General features: G+C 37.0%; 32 protein-coding genes. All 32 read left to right on the top strand.

Translation table 11 applies throughout. The annotated features are described in order from the left end of the window. Nucleotides 1-7: 7 nt before the first annotated feature. On the top strand, nt 8-313 hold the full coding sequence (gene rpsJ / locus ABS768_RS03640; protein WP_035129767.1) for a 30S ribosomal protein S10: 306 nt from the start codon (nt 8-10) through the stop codon (nt 311-313). Between the two features lie 110 nt (nt 314-423). Continuing rightward, nucleotides 424-1,041 carry a 50S ribosomal protein L3 gene (gene rplC, locus ABS768_RS03635; RefSeq protein ID WP_035129769.1) on the top strand — a complete coding sequence of 206 codons (618 nt, stop codon included), beginning with the start codon at nt 424-426 and terminating at the stop codon, nt 1,039-1,041. Beyond that, nucleotides 1,041-1,670, top strand: a complete 630-nt coding sequence (rplD, locus tag ABS768_RS03630; protein ID WP_330441862.1) for a 50S ribosomal protein L4 — start codon at nt 1,041-1,043, stop codon at nt 1,668-1,670. Before rplC ends, rplD begins: the two co-directional genes overlap by 1 nt. A gap of 7 nt (nt 1,671-1,677) precedes the next feature. Beyond that, nucleotides 1,678-1,968 carry a 50S ribosomal protein L23 gene (rplW, locus tag ABS768_RS03625; RefSeq protein WP_408073605.1) on the top strand — a complete coding sequence of 97 codons (291 nt, stop codon included), beginning with the start codon at nt 1,678-1,680 and terminating at the stop codon, nt 1,966-1,968. A 6-nt stretch (nt 1,969-1,974) separates the two neighbouring features. Beyond that, entirely contained in the window at nt 1,975-2,799 is an 825-nt protein-coding gene (rplB, locus tag ABS768_RS03620; protein ID WP_408073604.1) for a 50S ribosomal protein L2, read from the top strand. A gap of 11 nt (nt 2,800-2,810) precedes the next feature. Next, nucleotides 2,811-3,089: a 30S ribosomal protein S19 gene (gene rpsS / locus ABS768_RS03615; protein WP_020213638.1), complete on the top strand. Its 279-nt coding sequence runs from the start codon at nt 2,811-2,813 to the stop codon at nt 3,087-3,089. A 9-nt stretch (nt 3,090-3,098) separates the two neighbouring features. Beyond that, nucleotides 3,099-3,509, top strand: a complete 411-nt coding sequence (gene rplV, locus ABS768_RS03610) for a 50S ribosomal protein L22 (RefSeq protein WP_035129784.1) — start codon at nt 3,099-3,101, stop codon at nt 3,507-3,509. Nucleotides 3,510-3,517: 8 nt separating this feature from the next. Then, complete coding sequence (rpsC, locus tag ABS768_RS03605) at nt 3,518-4,243, top strand: 30S ribosomal protein S3 (protein ID WP_035129787.1); 726 nt, start codon at nt 3,518-3,520, stop codon at nt 4,241-4,243. Nucleotides 4,244-4,262: 19 nt separating this feature from the next. Then, nucleotides 4,263-4,682: a 50S ribosomal protein L16 gene (rplP, locus tag ABS768_RS03600; RefSeq protein WP_035129789.1), complete on the top strand. Its 420-nt coding sequence runs from the start codon at nt 4,263-4,265 to the stop codon at nt 4,680-4,682. A gap of 12 nt (nt 4,683-4,694) precedes the next feature. Next, the gene (rpmC, locus tag ABS768_RS03595; RefSeq protein ID WP_408073603.1) at nt 4,695-4,886 is read left to right on the top strand and encodes a 50S ribosomal protein L29; all 192 of its coding nucleotides are present in this window, start codon (nt 4,695-4,697) and stop codon (nt 4,884-4,886) included. Nucleotides 4,887-4,903: 17 nt separating this feature from the next. Next, nucleotides 4,904-5,161 (top strand): 30S ribosomal protein S17, encoded by a 258-nt coding sequence (gene rpsQ, locus ABS768_RS03590; RefSeq protein ID WP_035129794.1) that lies wholly within the window; start codon nt 4,904-4,906, stop codon nt 5,159-5,161. A gap of 2 nt (nt 5,162-5,163) precedes the next feature. After that, nucleotides 5,164-5,532, top strand: a complete 369-nt coding sequence (gene rplN / locus ABS768_RS03585; protein ID WP_035129796.1) for a 50S ribosomal protein L14 — start codon at nt 5,164-5,166, stop codon at nt 5,530-5,532. A 12-nt stretch (nt 5,533-5,544) separates the two neighbouring features. Beyond that, on the top strand, nt 5,545-5,859 hold the full coding sequence (gene rplX / locus ABS768_RS03580) for a 50S ribosomal protein L24 (protein ID WP_408073602.1): 315 nt from the start codon (nt 5,545-5,547) through the stop codon (nt 5,857-5,859). Nucleotides 5,860-5,861: 2 nt separating this feature from the next. Beyond that, the gene (gene rplE / locus ABS768_RS03575; protein WP_408073601.1) at nt 5,862-6,413 is read left to right on the top strand and encodes a 50S ribosomal protein L5; all 552 of its coding nucleotides are present in this window, start codon (nt 5,862-5,864) and stop codon (nt 6,411-6,413) included. A gap of 3 nt (nt 6,414-6,416) precedes the next feature. Beyond that, complete coding sequence (gene rpsN / locus ABS768_RS03570) at nt 6,417-6,686, top strand: 30S ribosomal protein S14 (RefSeq protein ID WP_408073600.1); 270 nt, start codon at nt 6,417-6,419, stop codon at nt 6,684-6,686. Between the two features lie 71 nt (nt 6,687-6,757). Next, nucleotides 6,758-7,156 carry a 30S ribosomal protein S8 gene (rpsH, locus tag ABS768_RS03565; protein ID WP_408073599.1) on the top strand — a complete coding sequence of 133 codons (399 nt, stop codon included), beginning with the start codon at nt 6,758-6,760 and terminating at the stop codon, nt 7,154-7,156. Nucleotides 7,157-7,173: 17 nt separating this feature from the next. After that, nucleotides 7,174-7,716, top strand: a complete 543-nt coding sequence (rplF, locus tag ABS768_RS03560) for a 50S ribosomal protein L6 (protein WP_408073598.1) — start codon at nt 7,174-7,176, stop codon at nt 7,714-7,716. An 11-nt stretch (nt 7,717-7,727) separates the two neighbouring features. Continuing rightward, entirely contained in the window at nt 7,728-8,078 is a 351-nt protein-coding gene (rplR, locus tag ABS768_RS03555; RefSeq protein WP_035129805.1) for a 50S ribosomal protein L18, read from the top strand. Nucleotides 8,079-8,085: 7 nt separating this feature from the next. Then, nucleotides 8,086-8,610 carry a 30S ribosomal protein S5 gene (rpsE, locus tag ABS768_RS03550; protein ID WP_035129808.1) on the top strand — a complete coding sequence of 175 codons (525 nt, stop codon included), beginning with the start codon at nt 8,086-8,088 and terminating at the stop codon, nt 8,608-8,610. Nucleotides 8,611-8,622: 12 nt separating this feature from the next. Then, complete coding sequence (gene rpmD, locus ABS768_RS03545) at nt 8,623-8,805, top strand: 50S ribosomal protein L30 (protein ID WP_035129810.1); 183 nt, start codon at nt 8,623-8,625, stop codon at nt 8,803-8,805. A 15-nt stretch (nt 8,806-8,820) separates the two neighbouring features. After that, nucleotides 8,821-9,273, top strand: a complete 453-nt coding sequence (rplO, locus tag ABS768_RS03540; RefSeq protein ID WP_157482812.1) for a 50S ribosomal protein L15 — start codon at nt 8,821-8,823, stop codon at nt 9,271-9,273. A gap of 14 nt (nt 9,274-9,287) precedes the next feature. After that, a complete protein-coding gene (secY, locus tag ABS768_RS03535; RefSeq protein ID WP_408073597.1) occupies nt 9,288-10,634 on the top strand; it encodes a preprotein translocase subunit SecY in 1,347 nt (448 codons plus the stop codon). Nucleotides 10,635-10,642: 8 nt separating this feature from the next. Next, entirely contained in the window at nt 10,643-10,858 is a 216-nt protein-coding gene (gene infA / locus ABS768_RS03530) for a translation initiation factor IF-1 (RefSeq protein ID WP_035129818.1), read from the top strand. Between the two features lie 10 nt (nt 10,859-10,868). Further along, a complete protein-coding gene (gene ykgO, locus ABS768_RS03525; RefSeq protein ID WP_002987490.1) occupies nt 10,869-10,985 on the top strand; it encodes a type B 50S ribosomal protein L36 in 117 nt (38 codons plus the stop codon). Nucleotides 10,986-10,987: 2 nt separating this feature from the next. Continuing rightward, on the top strand, nt 10,988-11,362 hold the full coding sequence (gene rpsM, locus ABS768_RS03520; RefSeq protein ID WP_035129820.1) for a 30S ribosomal protein S13: 375 nt from the start codon (nt 10,988-10,990) through the stop codon (nt 11,360-11,362). Between the two features lie 11 nt (nt 11,363-11,373). Next, nucleotides 11,374-11,757 carry a 30S ribosomal protein S11 gene (gene rpsK, locus ABS768_RS03515; RefSeq protein WP_035129822.1) on the top strand — a complete coding sequence of 128 codons (384 nt, stop codon included), beginning with the start codon at nt 11,374-11,376 and terminating at the stop codon, nt 11,755-11,757. 91 nt (nt 11,758-11,848) lie between these two features. Then, entirely contained in the window at nt 11,849-12,454 is a 606-nt protein-coding gene (rpsD, locus tag ABS768_RS03510; RefSeq protein ID WP_408073596.1) for a 30S ribosomal protein S4, read from the top strand. A gap of 19 nt (nt 12,455-12,473) precedes the next feature. Further along, nucleotides 12,474-13,466 (top strand): DNA-directed RNA polymerase subunit alpha, encoded by a 993-nt coding sequence (locus ABS768_RS03505; RefSeq protein ID WP_035129828.1) that lies wholly within the window; start codon nt 12,474-12,476, stop codon nt 13,464-13,466. Nucleotides 13,467-13,499: 33 nt separating this feature from the next. Continuing rightward, nucleotides 13,500-13,997, top strand: a complete 498-nt coding sequence (gene rplQ / locus ABS768_RS03500; protein ID WP_408073595.1) for a 50S ribosomal protein L17 — start codon at nt 13,500-13,502, stop codon at nt 13,995-13,997. Between the two features lie 167 nt (nt 13,998-14,164). After that, nucleotides 14,165-15,274, top strand: coding sequence for a glutamine-hydrolyzing carbamoyl-phosphate synthase small subunit (carA, locus tag ABS768_RS03495; protein ID WP_408073594.1), 1,110 nt, complete (start codon nt 14,165-14,167; stop codon nt 15,272-15,274). A gap of 213 nt (nt 15,275-15,487) precedes the next feature. Then, complete coding sequence (eno, locus tag ABS768_RS03490) at nt 15,488-16,783, top strand: phosphopyruvate hydratase (protein WP_408073593.1); 1,296 nt, start codon at nt 15,488-15,490, stop codon at nt 16,781-16,783. 171 nt (nt 16,784-16,954) lie between these two features. Beyond that, complete coding sequence (locus ABS768_RS03485) at nt 16,955-18,928, top strand: tetratricopeptide repeat-containing sensor histidine kinase (RefSeq protein ID WP_408073592.1); 1,974 nt, start codon at nt 16,955-16,957, stop codon at nt 18,926-18,928. The last annotated feature ends 1 nt before the right edge of the window (nt 18,929 follow it).

The following is an 18,929-nucleotide window of genomic DNA, read 5'->3' as shown; positions in this document are numbered from 1 at the left end:
AAAGAAAATGAGTCAGAAAATCAGAATAAAATTAAAATCATACGATCACAGCCTTGTAGACAAGTCTGCAGAGAAGATCGTTAAAACTGTAAAGAGTACAGGTGCAGTTGTTACTGGTCCTATTCCGTTACCAACTCACAAAAAAATATTCACTGTGCTACGTTCTCCGCACGTAAACAAAAAATCAAGAGAGCAGTTTGAGCTAAGCTCTTACAAAAGGCTTCTTGATATTTACAGTTCTTCTTCTAAAACTATCGATGCTCTTATGAAATTAGAGCTTCCTAGTGGTGTTGAAGTAGAAATCAAAGTGTGATAAAATAAACTAAGAAAGCAAGTGTCAGGCTTTTGGGTTACCCTTTAGCCTGATACTTCTTCTTATATAAGAGAAAAAATTTAAATACGTAATTATAATTAATTTTTAATATGTCTGGGTTAATTGGTAGAAAAATCGGCATGACCAGTATTTTCGATGAGAACGGAAAAAACATTCCGTGTACAGTAATCGAAGCTGGACCATGCGTTGTTACCCAAGTCAGAACCAATGAGGTTGACGGGTATAAAGCGTTACAACTTGGTTTCGATGACAAGTCAGAAAAGCACACAACAAAAGCGGCTCAAGGTCACTTTAAGAAAGCTGGAACTGATGCGAAGAAAAGAGTCGTTGAATTCAAGTATTTTGAAGAAGAACATAACTTAGGTGATGTTCTAACTGTAGATTTGTTCAATGAAGGAGAGTTCGTAGATGTACAGGGTGTATCTAAAGGTAAAGGCTTCCAGGGTGTTGTTAAACGTCACGGTTTTGGTGGTGTTGGACAGGCTACTCACGGTCAGCACAACCGTCTTAGAGCGCCGGGTTCTGTAGGTGCGTCATCTTACCCTTCAAGAGTATTCAAAGGAATGCGCATGGCAGGTAGAACAGGAGGAGAAAATGTAACAGTTCAAAACCTTAGAGTTTTAAAAGTAGTAGCTGATAAAAACCTACTAGTTGTTAAAGGATGTGTTCCTGGACACAAAAACTCTTACGTAATCATTCAAAAGTAATGGAAGTAAAAGTATTAGATATCAACGGAAAAGAAACAGGCAGAACGGTTACTCTTTCTGATTCTGTATTCGCAATTGAGCCTAATAATCACGCGGTATACCTTGATGTAAAGCAGTACCTTGCTAACCAAAGACAAGGAACTCACAAAGCTAAAGAAAGAGCTGAAGTTACAGGAAGTACCCGTAAGATTAAAAAGCAAAAAGGAACCGGTACTGCACGTGCAGGAAGTATTAAGAGTCCAGTGTTCAAAGGAGGAGGTACAATTTTCGGCCCAAGACCAAGAAGCTACTCTTTCAAACTGAACAAAAACCTTAAGCGTTTAGCGAGAAAATCTGCTCTAACAATCAAAGCAAACGAGTCAAATTTAACAGTAGTTGAAGACTTCACATTCGAAACTCCAAATACCAAAAATTTCATTAACGTTTTGAAAGCTTTAGGGTTAGAGAATAAAAAATCTCTATTTGTGTTGGGTGATACAAATAAAAATGTATATTTGTCGTCACGCAATTTAAAGGCGTCTAATGTTGTAACTACCTCAGAATTAAACACTTATGCGATTTTAAACGCTAATAATTTAGTTCTTTTAGAAGGTTCGTTAGAAGGAATTCAGGAAAATTTAAGTAAATAATAGGGCAATGAGTATCATAATAAAACCTATCATTACCGAAAAAATAACCAAAGACGGTGAACTTTTCAACCGTTTTGGTTTTGTTGTTAACAAAAAAGCAAACAAAATCCAGATCAAAAAAGCAGTTGAGGCTGCATATGGAGTTACTGTTGTTAATGTTAACACAATGAATTACAGGGCTGATAGAACAGTTAAATACACTAAGAGTGGTTTAATTAGCGGAAAGACAGCGGCTTATAAAAAAGCAGTTGTTCAAGTACAGGAAGGTGAAACAATAGATTTTTATAATAATATCTAATAGAAAATGTCAGTTAGAAAATTAAAACCTATTACCCCGGGTCAGCGTTTTAGAGTTGTAAATAGCTTTGACACTATTACAACTGATAAGCCGGAGCGTTCATTACTCGCACCGAAAAAAAACTCAGGAGGTAGAAATAGTCAAGGAAAAATGACCATGCGTTACACAGGCGGTGGTCACAAACAGAAGTATCGTGTTATTGATTTTAAAAGAGCTAAAGCCGGAATTCCTGCTACAGTTAAAACAATCGAATACGATCCAAACCGTTCAGCTTTTATTTCACTATTGGCTTATGCTGATGGTGCTAAAACATACATCATAGCTCAAAATGGTTTACAAGTAGGTCAAACCGTGGTTTCAGGAGAGAATGCTGCTCCTGAAATCGGTAATGCTTTACCTTTAAGCAAAATTCCTCTTGGAACTGTTATATCTTGTATCGAGCTACGTCCTGGTCAGGGAGCAGTTATTGCTCGTAGTGCAGGTACTTTTGCTCAGTTAATGGCTAGAGATGGTAAATATGCAACAATCAAAATGCCTTCAGGTGAAACAAGGTTAATCCTTTTAACTTGTATGGCTACAATTGGAGCTGTTTCTAACTCTGATCACCAATTAGTTGTATCTGGTAAAGCAGGTAGATCTAGATGGTTAGGTAGAAGACCGAGAACTAGACCAGTAGCGATGAACCCGGTTGATCACCCAATGGGTGGTGGTGAAGGACGTTCTTCAGGAGGTCACCCGCGTTCAAGAAAAGGTTTACCGGCTAAAGGTTACAGAACTCGTTCTAAAGTTAACCCGAGTAATAAGTATATCGTAGAACGTAGAAAGAAATAATTAAGTAAGATATGGCACGTTCATTAAAGAAAGGACCTTTCGTTCACTATAAATTAGAAAAGAAAGTTCAGGAAAATATCGAAAAAGGTAATAAAGGAGTTGTTAAGACTTGGTCTAGAGCTTCTATGATTACTCCGGATTTTGTTGGACAGACTATCGCAGTACACAACGGGCGTCAATTCGTTCCGGTTTATGTAACAGAGAATATGGTAGGTCATAAATTAGGAGAATTTTCACCAACAAGATCGTTTAGAGGTCACGCTGGTGCAAAAAATAAAGGTAAAAAATAATAAGAAGCTATGGGAGTTCGTAAAAGAGAAAGAGCAGAGCAGACAAAAGAAGCTAAGAAGCAAGTTGCATTTGCTAAGTTAAATAACTGCCCTACTTCACCTAGAAAAATGCGCATAGTGGCAGATCTAGTAAGAGGTCAGAAAGTAGAGCTTGCTCTTAATATATTAAAATTCAATAGTAAAGAAGCTTCTCGTAAACTTGAGAAATTATTGCTTTCTGCAATAAACAACTGGCAGCAAAAAAATGCTGACGCAAGTTTAGAGGATGCAGGGCTATTTGTAAAAGAGATCAGAGTTGATGGCGGTATGATGCTTAAAAGGCTAAGACCGGCTCCTCAGGGTCGTGCTCACAGAATAAGAAAACGTTCTAATCACGTTACAATCGTGTTAGGAGCTAATAATAACACACAAAGCAATTAATAAGCAGTATGGGACAAAAGACAAATCCAATAGGAAATCGCCTTGGTATCATCAGGGGTTGGGATTCTAACTGGTATGGTGGAAATGACTACGGTGACAAACTTGCCGAAGATCATAAAATCAGAAAGTATATCCATGCCCGTTTAGCTAAAGCAAGTGTGTCTAAAGTAATCATCGAGAGAACTTTAAAGCTTGTAACCGTTACTATCACTACTGCCCGTCCAGGTATCATTATCGGTAAAGGTGGTCAGGAGGTAGACAGGCTAAAAGAAGAGCTTAAGAAAATTACTGACAAAGAGGTTCAAATTAACATCTTTGAAATTAAAAGACCTGAACTTGATGCTCACCTTGTAGGTTCAAGCATTGCGCGTCAGATTGAAGGCCGTATCTCTTACAGAAGGGCTATCAAAATGGCAATTGCGGCTGCTATGCGTATGAATGCAGAGGGTATCAAAGTTATGATTTCCGGTCGTCTTAACGGTGCTGAAATGGCACGTTCAGAAATGTTCAAAGAAGGAAGAATTCCTCTATCAACTTTCAGAGCAGACATTGATTATGCACTAACTGAAGCTCATACTACTTATGGTAGAATGGGAATCAAAGTGTGGATCATGAAAGGCGAGGTTTACGGTAAGAGAGACCTTTCTCCGTTAGTAGGTATGGATAAAAAACAATCCAAATCTTCAGGGTCAGGAAAACCACAGGGTAAATCCGGTCAACGCAAAAGAAAGTAATTATTTAAACTAAAGAAAAATGTTACAGCCTAAAAGAACTAAATACCGTAAGGTACAGAAAGGTAAGATGAAAGGCGTGTCTCAAAGAGGACACGAACTTTCTAACGGAATGTTTGGTATAAAATCTTTAGATTCATCTTTTATTACTTCTCGTCAAATAGAGGCTGCTCGTATCGCTGCAACTCGTTATATGAAAAGGGAAGGTCAGTTGTGGATTAAAATTTTCCCGGATAAGCCTATCACAAAGAAACCTCTAGAGGTACGTATGGGTAAAGGTAAAGGTGCAGTTGAATACTGGGCTGCTGTTGTTAAACCGGGAAGAATAATGTTTGAAGTTGGCGGTGTGCCTTTATCAGTAGCAAAAGAGGCTTTACGTCTTGCTGCTCAAAAGCTACCAGTAAAAACTAAGTTTATAGTTGCCAGAGATTTCGAAGTGTAATCTAAATTTATTATGAAACAATCTGAAATTAAAGATCTATCTGCAGCTGAGTTACAGGAAAAACTTGGTGAATTACAAAAAACATATACCGATCTAAAATCAGCTCACGCTATCTCTCCAATAGAGAATCCACTGCAAATAAGAACCGTAAGAAGGTCTATTGCACGTGTAGCAACTGAGCTAAGCAAAAGAGAGTTACAATAATTGTATTCTGCTGAAAGATGGAAAAAAGAAACTTAAGAAAAGAGAGAATAGGTGTTGTTACTAGTAACAAAATGGAAAAATCCATAGTAGTTGCTGAAACTAAAAAAGTTAAACACCCATTATATGGTAAGTTCGTGTTGAAAACTAAAAAATACGTTGCACACGACGAAACAAACGATTGTAACATTGGTGATACTGTAAGGATTATGGAAACACGTCCTTTAAGTAAATCTAAATGTTGGAGATTAGTTGAAATCATTGAAAGAGCGAAGTAATTATGGTACAACAGGAATCTAGACTAAAAGTAGCAGATAACACGGGAGCAAAAGAAGTTTTGACTATCCGTGTATTAGGGGGAACGAAAAGACGTTATGCCTCTGTTGGAGATAAAATTGTAGTTTCAGTAAAAGATGCTACTCCTAACGGTAACGTTAAAAAAGGAGCTGTATCGACTGCAGTTGTTGTACGTACCAAAAAAGAAGTGAGAAGAGCCGATGGTTCATACATCAGATTTGATGATAACGCATGTGTATTATTGAATGCTGCTGGTGAAATGAGAGGAACTCGTGTTTTTGGTCCTGTAGCAAGAGAACTTCGTGAAAAACAATTCATGAAAATTGTATCATTGGCACCAGAAGTGCTTTAATTGTTTTTAAAGATGATAAAGCTAAAAATAAAATCAGGAGATACTGTAAGAGTTATTGCCGGAGACCATAAAGGTTCTGAAGGTACAGTTCTTAAAGTTCTTCGTGACAAAAACAAAGCGGTCGTAGAAGGCGTTAACATGGTGTCTAAACACACTAAGCCAAGCGCTCAAAACCCTCAGGGTGGTATCGTGAAGAAAGAAGCTCCTATCCACATTTCTAACTTAGCACTTGTTGATCCTAAATCTAAGGAAACTACAAGAGTTGGTGTAAGAACTGAAGGAGATAAGAAAGTGAGATTTTCAAAAAAATCTAATCAAGTATTATAGTGATGGCTTATATACCAAGATTAAAAGAAGAATATAAGAGCAGAATCATTTCTGCTCTTACAGAAGAGTTCGGTTACAAAAACGTTATGATGGTTCCAAAACTTGAAAAAATCGTTTTAAGCCGTGGAGTTGGTGCAGCTGTGTCTGATAAGAAATTAATAGACTATGCTGTAGAAGAGTTAACAAAAATCACTGGTCAAAAAGCAGTGGCTACTATTTCTAAAAAGGACGTTGCGACATTCAAATTAAGAAAAGGTATGCCAATTGGTGCTAAAGTGACTTTACGTGGTGAAAGAATGTATGAGTTTTTAGACAGACTTATTACGGCTTCTCTTCCACGTGTTAGAGACTTTGGCGGTATCAAAGCTACAGGTTTTGACGGTAGAGGTAACTATAACCTGGGTGTAACTGAGCAAATCATTTTCCCTGAAATTGATATTGATAAAGTTAACAAAATTGCAGGTTTAGATATTACATTTGTAACTTCTGCACAAACTGATAAAGAAGCGAAGTCATTATTAACTGAATTAGGTTTACCTTTTAAAAAGAACTAAGTTATGGCTAAAGAATCAATGAAAGCCCGCGAGGTGAAAAGACAAGCGTTAGTAGACAAGTATGCTGAAAAGAGAAAAGCTTTATTAGAAGCCGGAGACTACGAAGCACTACAAAAACTTCCTAAAAATGCTTCTCCTGTACGTTTACACAACCGTTGTAAATTAACAGGAAGACCAAGAGGGTATATGCGTCAGTTTGGTGTTTCACGTGTAACTTTCCGTGAAATGGCTAATCAGGGGTTAATACCGGGTGTTAAAAAAGCCAGCTGGTAATTAAAGAATTATAAATTGGTTTCAGGTTCGGCCTTTTTAAGGCCGAAAACCGTTACCGCAAATTAATATATATGTATACAGATCCTATCGCAGATTATCTAACAAGAGTTAGAAACGCAGTAAGAGCTAATCACAAAGTGGTTGAAATTCCTGCTTCTAACCTTAAAAAAGAGATCACTAAGATTTTATTCGATCAGGGATATATCTTAAGTTACAAATTTGATGAAAACAAAGTACAAGGTACCATCAAAATCGCTCTTAAGTACGACAAAGAAACTAAAGAGCCTGTAATCAAAGATATCCAGAGAATTAGTAAACCAGGTTTACGTAAATATGCAGGTGCTACCGAATTACCTAGAATATTAAACGGTCTAGGTATAGCTATCGTTTCTACATCAAAAGGATTGATGACCGGAAAACAAGCTAAACAACTTAATGTTGGTGGTGAAGTAATCTGTTACGTATACTAATAATAAAGACTTATACAATGTCAAGAATAGGTAAAAATCCAGTTGCGATACCGTCAGGAGTAACAGTTGATGTTAAAGATGGCGTTATTACAGTAAAAGGAAAAAAAGGAGAACTTACTCAGGATTTTACAGATGTTACTGTAAAAGTTGAGGAAGGACAGGTAATTGTTGAAAGATCTTCTGACAACAAGAACGACAGATCTAAGCATGGTTTATACAGAGCCCTGATTAATAATATGATTGTTGGTGTATCTGAAGGCTTTACTAAGTCATTAGAATTGGTAGGTGTAGGTTACAGAGCTTCTAACCAGGGTAATAAACTTGATATCGCTCTAGGTTTTTCACATAACATCGTTTTAGACGTTGTTTCTGAAGTAACAGTAGAGACTGTATCTGAGAAAGGTAAAAACCCAATCATTAAGTTATCTTCTCATGACAAACAGCTTTTAGGTCAGGTTGCAGCAAAAATCAGATCTTTCCGTAAGCCAGAACCTTACAAAGGAAAAGGAGTTAAGTTTGTAGGTGAAGAACTAAGAAGAAAAGCAGGTAAATCAGCTTAAAAATTAAGACTATGTCATTAACAAAATCTGAAAGAAGACAACGAATTAAGTTCAGAATCAGAAAGATTGTAAGCGGAACTGCTGCTCAACCAAGACTTTCTGTTTTTAGAAGCAATAAAGAAATCTATGCTCAAATCATAGATGATGTGAACGGTGTTACTCTAGTTTCTGCATCTTCAAGAGAGAATGAAATAACTAAAGGTACTAACATTGAGACTGCTGCAGCTGTAGGTAAACTTGTTGCAGAAAGAGCTTTAAAAGCTGGTATTGAAACCATCACTTTTGACAGAGGTGGATACCTTTACCACGGACGTGTTAAATCATTAGCTGAAGGCGCTAGAGAGGCCGGACTAAAATTCTAAGAAAATTATGTATCATAATTATAAAAACGTAGAACTAGTAAAACCAGGCGGACTTGAATTAAAGGATCGTTTGGTAAGTGTTAATCGTGTTACTAAAGTTACAAAAGGTGGTAGAGCTTTCGGTTTTTCTGCTATTGTAGTTGTAGGAGACGAGAACGGAGTAGTAGGCCACGGTCTTGGAAAATCTAAAGACGTATCTGAAGCTATCGCTAAGGCAGTAGAAGATGCTAAAAAGAATCTTGTTAGAATTCCTCTATCAAGCCAAACTGTACCTCACGAACAAAAAGGTAAATTTGGTGGTGCGCGTGTACTACTAATGCCTGCTTCACACGGTACCGGAGTAATTGCCGGTGGTGCTGTACGTTCGGTTCTTGAATCTGTAGGTATTCACGATGTATTATCAAAATCTCAAGGTTCATCTAACCCTCACAATGTGGTAAAAGCAACTTTTGATGCTTTATTACAAATGAGAAGCGCGGCTACTGTAGCTAAGCAAAGAGGTGTATCTTTAGAAAAAGTATTTAAAGGTTAATTCAAGGAAATCATGGCGAAAATATTAGTAAAACAAGTACGAAGCAAAATCAACTGTCCTCTTAATCAAAAGAGAACACTTGAGGCTTTAGGTCTTAGAAAAATGGGACAAGTTGTTGAACACGATGCAACTTCTGCTATCCTTGGAATGGTAAACAAAGTTAAACACTTAGTTTCTGTAGAAGAGACTAAATAACAATAACACACTGTTATGGATTTAAGTAACTTACAACCGGCTGAAGGTTCAGTTCACAATAAGAACAAAAGAGTAGGTAGAGGAGAAGGTTCAGGAAAAGGTGGTACTGCTGCACGTGGTCACAAAGGAGCTAAATCTCGTTCTGGTTATTCTAAGAAGATAGGTTTTGAAGGTGGTCAAATGCCATTACAGCGTCGTGTTCCTAAGTTTGGTTTTAAAAACATCAACCGTAAGGAATATGCTGGCGTAAACCTAGATACGCTTCAGGCTCTTGTAGATAACGGAATCGTTACAGATACTGTAGATTTTACAGTATTAGTAGAGAACCGTCTAGCTACAAAAAATGAACAGGTAAAGATTTTAGGAAGAGGAGAGCTTAAAGCAAAACTAAAAGTAACTGCTCACAAATTTACGGCTACCGCAAAAGCTGCTATCGAAGCTGCTGGAGGTGAAGCTGTAACTTTATAATCTTTTATAGTCACATGAAAAAATTTATAGAAGCGTTTGTCAATGTTTGGAAAATAGAAGAACTAAAAAACAGAATTTTAGTTACTCTAGGATTATTACTTGTTTACCGTTTTGGTGCTCATGTAACATTACCGGGTATTGATGCTACAAAATTAAATGGCTTAACTAATCAGGCTCAGAATGGTATTGGATGGCTTATTGATGTATTTACGGGTGGTGCGTTCTCGCAGGCGTCTGTATTTGCATTAGGTATCATGCCTTATATCTCTGCGTCTATCGTTGTTCAGTTAATGGGAATCGCAGTTCCTTACCTTCAAAAGTTACAAAAAGAAGGTGAGAGCGGCAGAAAGAGAATCAATCAGATTACCCGCTGGCTAACAATATTAATCACTTTAGTTCAAGGTCCTGGTTACATCTATAACCTGTACAGAACTTTGCCTAGAGAAGCTTTTTTGATAAGTTCAGACTCTGTTCCTTTCATTTTCTCTTCTGTGGTTATCTTAACTACGGGTACAATTTTTGCAATGTGGCTAGGTGAAAAAATTACCGACAAAGGTATTGGTAACGGTATTTCACTGTTAATTCTTGTAGGTATTATCGCAAGAATGCCTCAGGCTTTTGTTCAGGAGTTCACGTCTCGTGTATCTGAGAACAACGGAGGTCTAATGCTTTTGGTTTTTGAAGTAGTAGTATGGTTGTTAATCATTATAGCTTCTGTTCTGCTTATTATGGCAGTAAGAAAAATACCTGTGCAGTATGCTCGTCGTACTGCCACAGGAGATTTTGAACAGGATATTGCAGGTGGTAACAGGCAATGGATTCCTTTAAAGCTTAATGCTGCGGGAGTTATGCCAATCATCTTTGCTCAGGCTATCATGTTTATACCGGCGGCACTTGCAGGCCTTTCTGAGGCTGATGCTGCCAGATCAATTACCGCTCAATTCCAAAATGTGTTCGGTTTAGCGTATAATATAGTTTTTGCATTATTAATTATAATTTTTACGTACTTTTACACCGCGATTACAGTACCTACTAATAAAATGGCGGATGACCTTAAAAGGAGTGGAGGATTTATACCAGGTGTTAGACCGGGTGTTGAAACTTCAGATTACTTAGACAGAATAATGTCTTTAATCACATTCCCTGGTTCATTATTCCTTGCAATTATTGCCGTGTTCCCGGCAATTGTAGTAAGCTTAATGAATATCCAGTCACAGTGGGCTTTGTTCTATGGCGGGACATCGCTGTTAATCATGGTTGGGGTTGCAATAGATACTATCCAGCAAATCAACTCATATCTGTTAAACAGACATTATGATGGTTTGATGAAAAGTGGTAAGAATAGAAAAGCGGTAGCTTAATAATTTTTATGGCAAAACAAGCAGCAATAGAACAAGACGGATCAATTATAGAAGCATTGTCAAATGCCATGTTCCGTGTAGAATTAGAAAACGGGCATGTTGTAATTGCTCACATTTCCGGTAAAATGCGTATGCATTACATTAAGTTGTTACCTGGTGATAAGGTAAAACTGGAAATGAGCCCTTATGATTTGTCTAAAGCAAGAATTACTTATAGATACTAAAGCTATTAAAATGAAAGTAAGAGCATCAGTAAAGAAAAGAAGTGCCGAGTGCATCATTGTGCGTAGAAAAGGCAGATTATACGTGATTAATAAAAAGAATCCTAGATTTAAACAAAGACAAGGATAATTATGGCAAGAATTGCAGGGGTAGATATACCTAAAAACAAAAGAGGAGTTATTGCTTTAACTTATATCTTTGGTATTGGTAGAAGCAGAGCTAAAGAGATTCTGGAAAAAGCTCAGGTAAGCGAAGATAAAAAAGTACAGGATTGGAATGATGATGAGATCGGTAGCATTCGTGAGGCCGTTTCTTACTTCAAAATCGAAGGTGAGCTTCGTTCTGAAATCCAACTTAACATTAAGCGATTAATGGATATAGGATGCTACAGAGGTATCCGTCACAGAGTTGGTCTTCCATTAAGAGGTCAGCGTACCAAGAATAACTCTAGAACAAGAAAAGGTAAGAGAAAAACTGTTGCTAACAAGAAAAAAGCAACTAAATAATAAGTAGTAGTATGGCTAAAGCGAATACAAAAAAACGTAAAGTTGTTGTTGAGTCAACAGGCGAAGCTCATATTAGTGCAACTTTTAACAATATCATCATCTCTTTAACTAATAAGAAAGGTGAAGTTATTTCATGGTCATCTGCAGGTAAGATGGGCTTCAGAGGTTCTAAAAAGAACACTCCTTATGCAGCTCAGATGGCAGCAGAAGATTGCTCAAAAGTTGCTCTTGAGGCAGGTCTTAAAAAAGTAAAAGTTTACGTTAAAGGTCCTGGAAACGGTAGAGAGTCTGCTATCAGATCACTACACAATGGTGGTATTGAAGTTACAGAAATTATCGACGTAACTCCACTACCTCACAATGGATGCCGTCCTCCTAAGAGAAGAAGAGTTTAATTTATTATAACTAGAGTATAACCAAACAGGGATACGGATTATCGGAGGAGGAGACCTGAATTCATAATCCCCTGTTTAATTATTTTTTAAAATGGCAAGATATACTGGTCCTAAAACTAAAATCGCCCGTAAATTCGGTGAGGCGATCTTCGGAGATGACAAGTCTTTCGAAAAAAGAAATTACCCTCCAGGGCAACATGGTTTAGCTAAAAAGAGAGGTAAAAAATCTGAATATGCAATCCAGTTGATGGAGAAGCAAAAAGCTAAGTACACTTATGGTGTTCTTGAAAAGCAATTCAGAAACCTATATGAAAAAGCAGCTGCTACTAAAGGAGTAACAGGTGAAGTGCTTTTACAACTTTGTGAAGCTAGATTAGATAACGTAGTATTCAGAATGGGTATTGCTCCTTCTAGAAGAGCTGCAAGACAAATCGTTTCACACAGACACATTACTGTAAACGGTGAAGTTGTTAACATCCCTTCTTACCACCTTAAGCCTGGAGATAAAGTTGCTGTTCGTGAGAAATCAAAATCTCTAGAGGCTATCGATCGTTCTTTATCAAACTCTGCTCATGTTTACGAGTGGATTACTTGGAACAACGATACTAAAGAAGGTACTTTTGTTTCAGTACCTGCAAGGATACAAATTCCTGAAAACATCAAAGAACAACTAATCGTTGAGTTGTATAACAAATAAAATTGACATCAGTCGAAATATGGCAATATTTAATTTTCAAAAGCCCGATAAAGTTATCATGATCGATTCTACCGATTTCCAAGGTAAATTTGAATTCAGACCTTTGGAACCGGGATATGGATTGACTGTTGGTAACGCACTTAGAAGAGTTTTGCTTTCGTCTCTTGAAGGTTACGCAATTACTTCTGTTCGTATCGAAGGAGTTGACCATGAGTTTTCTACAATAGCTGGTGTTGTTGAAGATGTTACTGAGATAATCCTTAACTTAAAACAAGTTCGTTTTAAGCGTCAGATTGACGACATCGATAACGAGTCTGTTACTGTATCTGTAACAGGGAAAGATCAGCTTACAGCTGGTGATTTCCAGAAATTTATTTCTGGATTTCAGGTATTAAATCCTGAGCTTGTTATCTGTAACATGGACAGCAAAATAAACATTAACCTTGAACTTACTATTGAGAAAGGTAGAGGTTATGTGCCTGCAGAGGAGAACAAGAAGCAAAACGCAGCTATAGGAACTATTTTTACAGACTCTATCTTTACTCCTGTAAAGAATGTTAAGTATACAATAGAGAACTTCCGTGTTGAGCAAAAAACCGATTACGAAAAACTGGTTTTTGAAATTATCACAGATGGTTCAATTCATCCTAAAGATGCTCTTACAGAAGCAGCTAAAACGTTAATACACCACTTTATGCTGTTCTCTGATGAAAGAATTACACTAGAGGCCGATGAAATAGCTCAAACAGAATCTTATGATGAAGAATCACTTCATATGAGACAACTGCTTAAAACTAAGCTGGTTGATATGGATCTTTCTGTAAGGGCATTAAATTGTTTGAAAGCGGCTGAAGTTGATACACTAGGAGACTTAGTATCGTTTAATAAAAATGACTTAATGAAGTTCCGTAACTTTGGTAAAAAATCTTTGACCGAGCTTGATGAGCTTGTTGCTTCTAAGAATTTACACTTCGGGATGGATTTAACGAAATATAAATTAGATAAAGAATAATCTGGGCCGTAAAGGTTTTAATTACAGACAGCAATGAGACACGGAAAAAAAGTAAATCATTTAAGCAGGCAAGCTGGTCATAGAAAGTCTATGCTGGCTAACATGGCTTGCTCCCTTATAGAGCACAAGCGTATCAATACGACTGTTGCTAAGGCGAAAGCCCTTAAGCAGTTTGTTGAGCCTCTTGTAACAAAGTCTAAAGAAGATACAACTCACAACAGACGTATCGTTTTCTCTTACCTTAGAAACAAATATGCAGTTACTGAGCTTTTCAGAGAAGTTTCTGCTAAAGTTGGCGATCGTCCGGGTGGATATACTCGTATAATCAAACTTGGTAACCGTCTTGGTGATAACGCTGATATGGCAATGATCGAGTTTGTAGACTTTAACGAACTGTACAACGCTGCTAAGAAAGAAGCTAAGAAAACTACTCGTAGAGGTAGAACTAAAAAAGCTACTACACCTGCTGAAGCTCCTGCAGCTGAGGCACCTGCTGTTGATACAGAAGAAAACAAAGAAGCTACTGAATAATCATGGTAAAACTGATTTTTCAATAATATTAAAAAGGATAAACTTTATAGTTTGTCCTTTTTTTTTGACCTGATTAACCCAGTTTTTTAAACCAATTGGTTAGGAAATTTTAGAAAGATAATTTTTTGAAGTAAATTTGCACGCAATACAGCAACAAACATTTATAAATGAAATATTCAAATCGTAACAAAGCCATACTTTTATTAGCAGATGGTACTGTTTTTTATGGTAAATCCATTGGGATTGAAGGAACAGTTTTTGGTGAGGTATGTTTTAATACCGGTATGACCGGTTACCAGGAAATTTTTACAGACCCTTCTTATTTTGGGCAAATTATGGTGGCGTCTAACGCTCACATTGGTAACTATGGTACTAATGAAGAGGATGTAGAGGCTGATAGTGTAATGATTTCAGGTCTGGTTTGTAAAAACTTTAGTTTTAACCACTCAAGGGTTAACTCTACAGAAGGACTGAAAGAGTATTTTGAAAAGAATAACCTTGTAACTATATCTGATGTAGATACAAGAGCACTTGTTAGCTATATACGTGATAACGGTGCCATGAATGCCGCTATCTCTACAGACGGAACTTCTTTAGAAGACCTTAAAAAGCAACTTGCAGCTGTGCCAAACATGGACGGACTTGAGCTTTCATCTAAAGTATCTACTAAAGAACCTTACTTTGTGGGTAGCCCTGAGGCTAAATACAAAGTTTCTGCACTTGACCTTGGTATCAAGAAAAACATTCTTAGAAACCTTGTTCAGAGAGACTGCTATGTAAAGGTATTCCCTTACAACTCTACATACGAAGATTTAAAATCGTTTAATCCTGATGGGTACTTCCTTTCAAACGGACCTGGTGACCCGGCTCCGCTAACAGGTGCTCAGGAAGTAGCTAAAAAGATTCTTGACGAAAACCAGCCGGTGTTTGGTATCTGTTTAGGGCATCAGGTGTTAGCTTTGGCAAACGGTATACCTACTTATAAAATGTTTAACGGTCACAGGGGAATTAACCATCCTGTAAGAAACATTCTTACAGGTAAAGGTGAGATTACTTCTCAAAACCACGGTTTTGCCGTAGCAAGGGAAGATCTGGAAAAACACCCTGAGTTCGAACTTACACATGAGCATATTAATGATGGTACTGTGGCAGGTATGAGAATGAAAAACAAAAACTGTTTCTCTGTACAATACCACCCGGAGGCGAGTCCTGGTCCACACGATGCATCTTACCTGTTCGATCAGTTTATTGAGAATATAGAAAAAGCCAAAAATTAAATTTTAGATGCTTTTTTCTAACAAATAATGAATTTGGGCTAATATTTATTAGCCCAAATTCTGTTTATAGAGGTTTTGTAAATGAAATTTATGTTAAGATGCAGAAACTAAAACGATTGCGTTTATAAGTTTTTAAAAATAAGGCTTTTTCATTTTTCAAAATGTTTAAATTTGTTTGAATAACTAAGAAAATAACAAACTAAAAACTATATAATGAGCATTATTATTAAAGTACACGCTAGGCAAATACTGGATTCTCGTGGAAATCCTACAGTAGAAGTTGATGTAATTACAGAAAATGGTACTCTTGGTAGGGCAGCTGTTCCTTCAGGGGCTTCTACAGGTGAGCATGAAGCGGTAGAATTGCGTGATGGCGGTAAATCTTATATGGGTAAAGGCGTGCTTAAAGCCGTTGAGAATGTAAACATAAAAATTGCAAGTGAGATAGTGGGTATGTCTGTTTTTGATCAAAACTCTTTAGACAAAGCCATGATTGACCTTGATGGTACTGCTAATAAATCAAATTTAGGTGCTAACGCTATCCTTGGTGTGTCTCTTGCTGTGGCAAAAGCTGCAGCAAACGAATTGGGTATGCCGTTATACAGATATGTAGGTGGTGTTTCTGCTAATACACTTCCGGTTCCAATGATGAACATCATTAACGGTGGTTCGCATTCAGATGCTCCTATAGCTTTCCAGGAGTTTATGATTATGCCTGTTAAAGCAAATAATTTTACTCATGCAATGCAAATAGGTACAGAGGTTTTCCATAATCTTAAAAAAGTACTTCATGACAGAGGTTTAAGTACAGCTGTAGGTGACGAGGGTGGTTTTGCTCCAAACCTTGCAGGGGGTACAGAGGATGCTCTTGATACGATTAAGAAAGCTGTTGAGAATGCAGGTTACAAGTTTGGTGACGAAGTAATGATTGCTCTTGACTGTGCTGCATCTGAATTCTACGTAAACGGGAAATATGACTATACTAAGTTTGAAGGTGCCGAAGGTAAAGTAAGAACTTCTCAGGAGCAGGCTGATTATCTTGCAGAACTTGCAGGTAAATACCCTATCATCTCTATTGAAGATGGTATGTATGAGGATGACTGGGAAGGTTGGAAATACCTTACAGAGAAAATAGGTGATAAAGTTCAGCTTGTTGGTGACGATTTATATGTTACAAATGTAGAGCGTTTATCAAGAGGTATTGAGCAGGGTATTGCTAACTCAATTCTTATTAAAGTAAACCAGATTGGTACACTTACAGAAACTATAGCAGCTGTAAATATGGCTCACAATGCAGGGTATACATCTGTAATGTCTCACCGTTCGGGAGAAACTGAAGATAATACTATCGCTGATTTAGCTGTTGCGCTTAACTGCGGACAGATTAAAACAGGTTCTGCTTCACGTAGTGACCGTATGGCGAAGTACAACCAGCTTCTTAGAATTGAAGAGGAACTTGCCGAAGTGGCTTACTTCCCTAAAGAAAGAGCTTTTAAAGTTAAAAGATAATACAATAAGCTTACTTAAGCTTTGCTTGTGCAAAAGCGCCTTCGTAATCACACGGAGGCGCTTTTTTTATTCCGTTTATCAAATTCTAAATCAAAAGCTTCAAATACTCATCTGCTGTCAATAAATCAATTTGAAATCATAAATTTGTTAATGACAATTAATGTGTTGCATATGAAGTTTTTAAAAACCCTCGCTGTAATAGCTTTATTTCTGTTTAACTATACCGCTTTTGCCCAAAACAGGGTGTTGGACAGTTTGTTAAATCAATTGGATAAGGCCTCTACAGATAAACAGAAGGCAGAACTGCTTAATGCTGTTTCTTCTGAATACGTAGAAAACAATCCGGAATTGATGATGCTGTATGCTCAAAAGGCATTAAAGCTCTCTAAACAGAAAAACTTCATGAAAGATGAAGGGAAGGCCTGGTTTAATTTAGGTAATGCCAATATTATGCTGAGTAGGTATACCGAAGCCTTAAAGAGCTTTACCAATGCTCAGGATATTTTTGAAAAACTATTACCTGAAGCATCTGATAAAAAGGATGAGATAAAGGCAAATTTAGCTAAAACCTATGGTAGTATAGGTATAGTGTGTTCTGAACAAAATAATTATGCAAGATCACTTGAGTATTATTTTAAGGCACTTAAATTATATAAAGAAGCAAAACAACAGGAAATAGTATTAAGGCTGTATAATAACATAGGCATTGTTTATAAAGCGCAAAAGGAATATGATAAGGCTTTAGAGTATTTCAATAAAGCACTCGCAATACAAAAAGAAATTGGCGATAGTAGTAGCGCAATAACCATTACCAATATTGGTAATATTTATTTACTGGAAAACAAACCGGAAGAAGCCTTGGTTTCTTTTCAGGAGGCTTTAAGTATATTCAATGAGCACGAGAATAAAAGAGGTTTGGGTGAACTATACAATGCTATGGGGCAGTATTATGAAAAGACAGGTAAGTATGTAAGGGCTGAGGAGAATTATTATAAGGGGCTTACTGTTTTTGAAGATGTGAATGAAAAATATGGGGCATCTGCATCACTGGCTTACCTTGGTGACCTATATGCAGCAAAGGGTAATAACACGAAAGCACTAGAGTATTTAAAAAAGTCTTCAGAGTATGCCGAAGAAATAGGGGTGCTGGAACAGGTAAAATCATCTGAAAAAAGTATAAGTGAACTATATGAGAAAAAAGGTGACTATAAACAGGCTCTAATTCACTATAAGAAATTTGAAAAGGCAAAGGATAGTATTAATAATGCCGAGAATATTAAAAACATGGTTCGTGAGGAAATGAACTATGAAATGGAGCGTAAGGCAGAAATGCAAAAGGCAGAAGCCGATAAGAAGCAGGCAATCTATAATGAGGAAGTAAAACGTCATAATCAGCAAATGTTTTTTGTAGTGTTGTTTATTCTGTTGCTTTTTGGGATAGTATTTTTAGTGTCTAACAGACGTCAGCTTAAAAAAACACTTACACTGCAAAAGGAACTTGCCGAATACGAGCAAAAGGCACTCCATTTGCAAATGAATCCGCATTTTGTATTCAATTGTCTGGGTTCCATATCCAGTTTTATTGTTCAAAATGGTACCGATTCGGCCATTAAATATTTATCCAAGTTCTCTAAATTAATGCGACTTACACTGGAGTATTCAAAAGAGTCGCTTATACCGATAGATAATGAGATAGAGGGGTTGCGTAATTATCTCGAGCTTGAGCAGCTTAGGTTTAATAACCTTTTTGAGTTTACCATAACCAAAGATTCCGATATTGAAGATGATATGGCTATTCCGCCATTATTGTTGCAGCCATTTGTTGAAAATGCTATTTTGCACGGATTGGTTCCTAAAAAAGAAAAGGGTGTGATAAAAGTTGATTTTGCTTTACACGGAGAAAAACTCATTTGTACGGTTACCGATAACGGTATTGGTTTTGCTAAATCAAAAGAAATGAAAGTCAACTCGGTTACAGTGCACAAATCAATGGCTTTAGAGATAACCCGTAAAAGGCTTGAAGTGATTCAGGCATTTACTTCAAAAACCTCAAAGGTTGAAATTGAAGATATGATTACCAGTGAAGGACAGTCAGGCGGGACAAGGATAGTTTTAAATTTACCAATACAGTACGCAACTAACTAAT

It is taken from the genome of Flavobacterium rhizophilum (assembly GCF_046000485.1).
Lineage (GTDB): Bacteria > Bacteroidota > Bacteroidia > Flavobacteriales > Flavobacteriaceae > Flavobacterium > Flavobacterium rhizophilum.
This window is presented reverse-complemented; position numbering and strand designations above follow the sequence as displayed.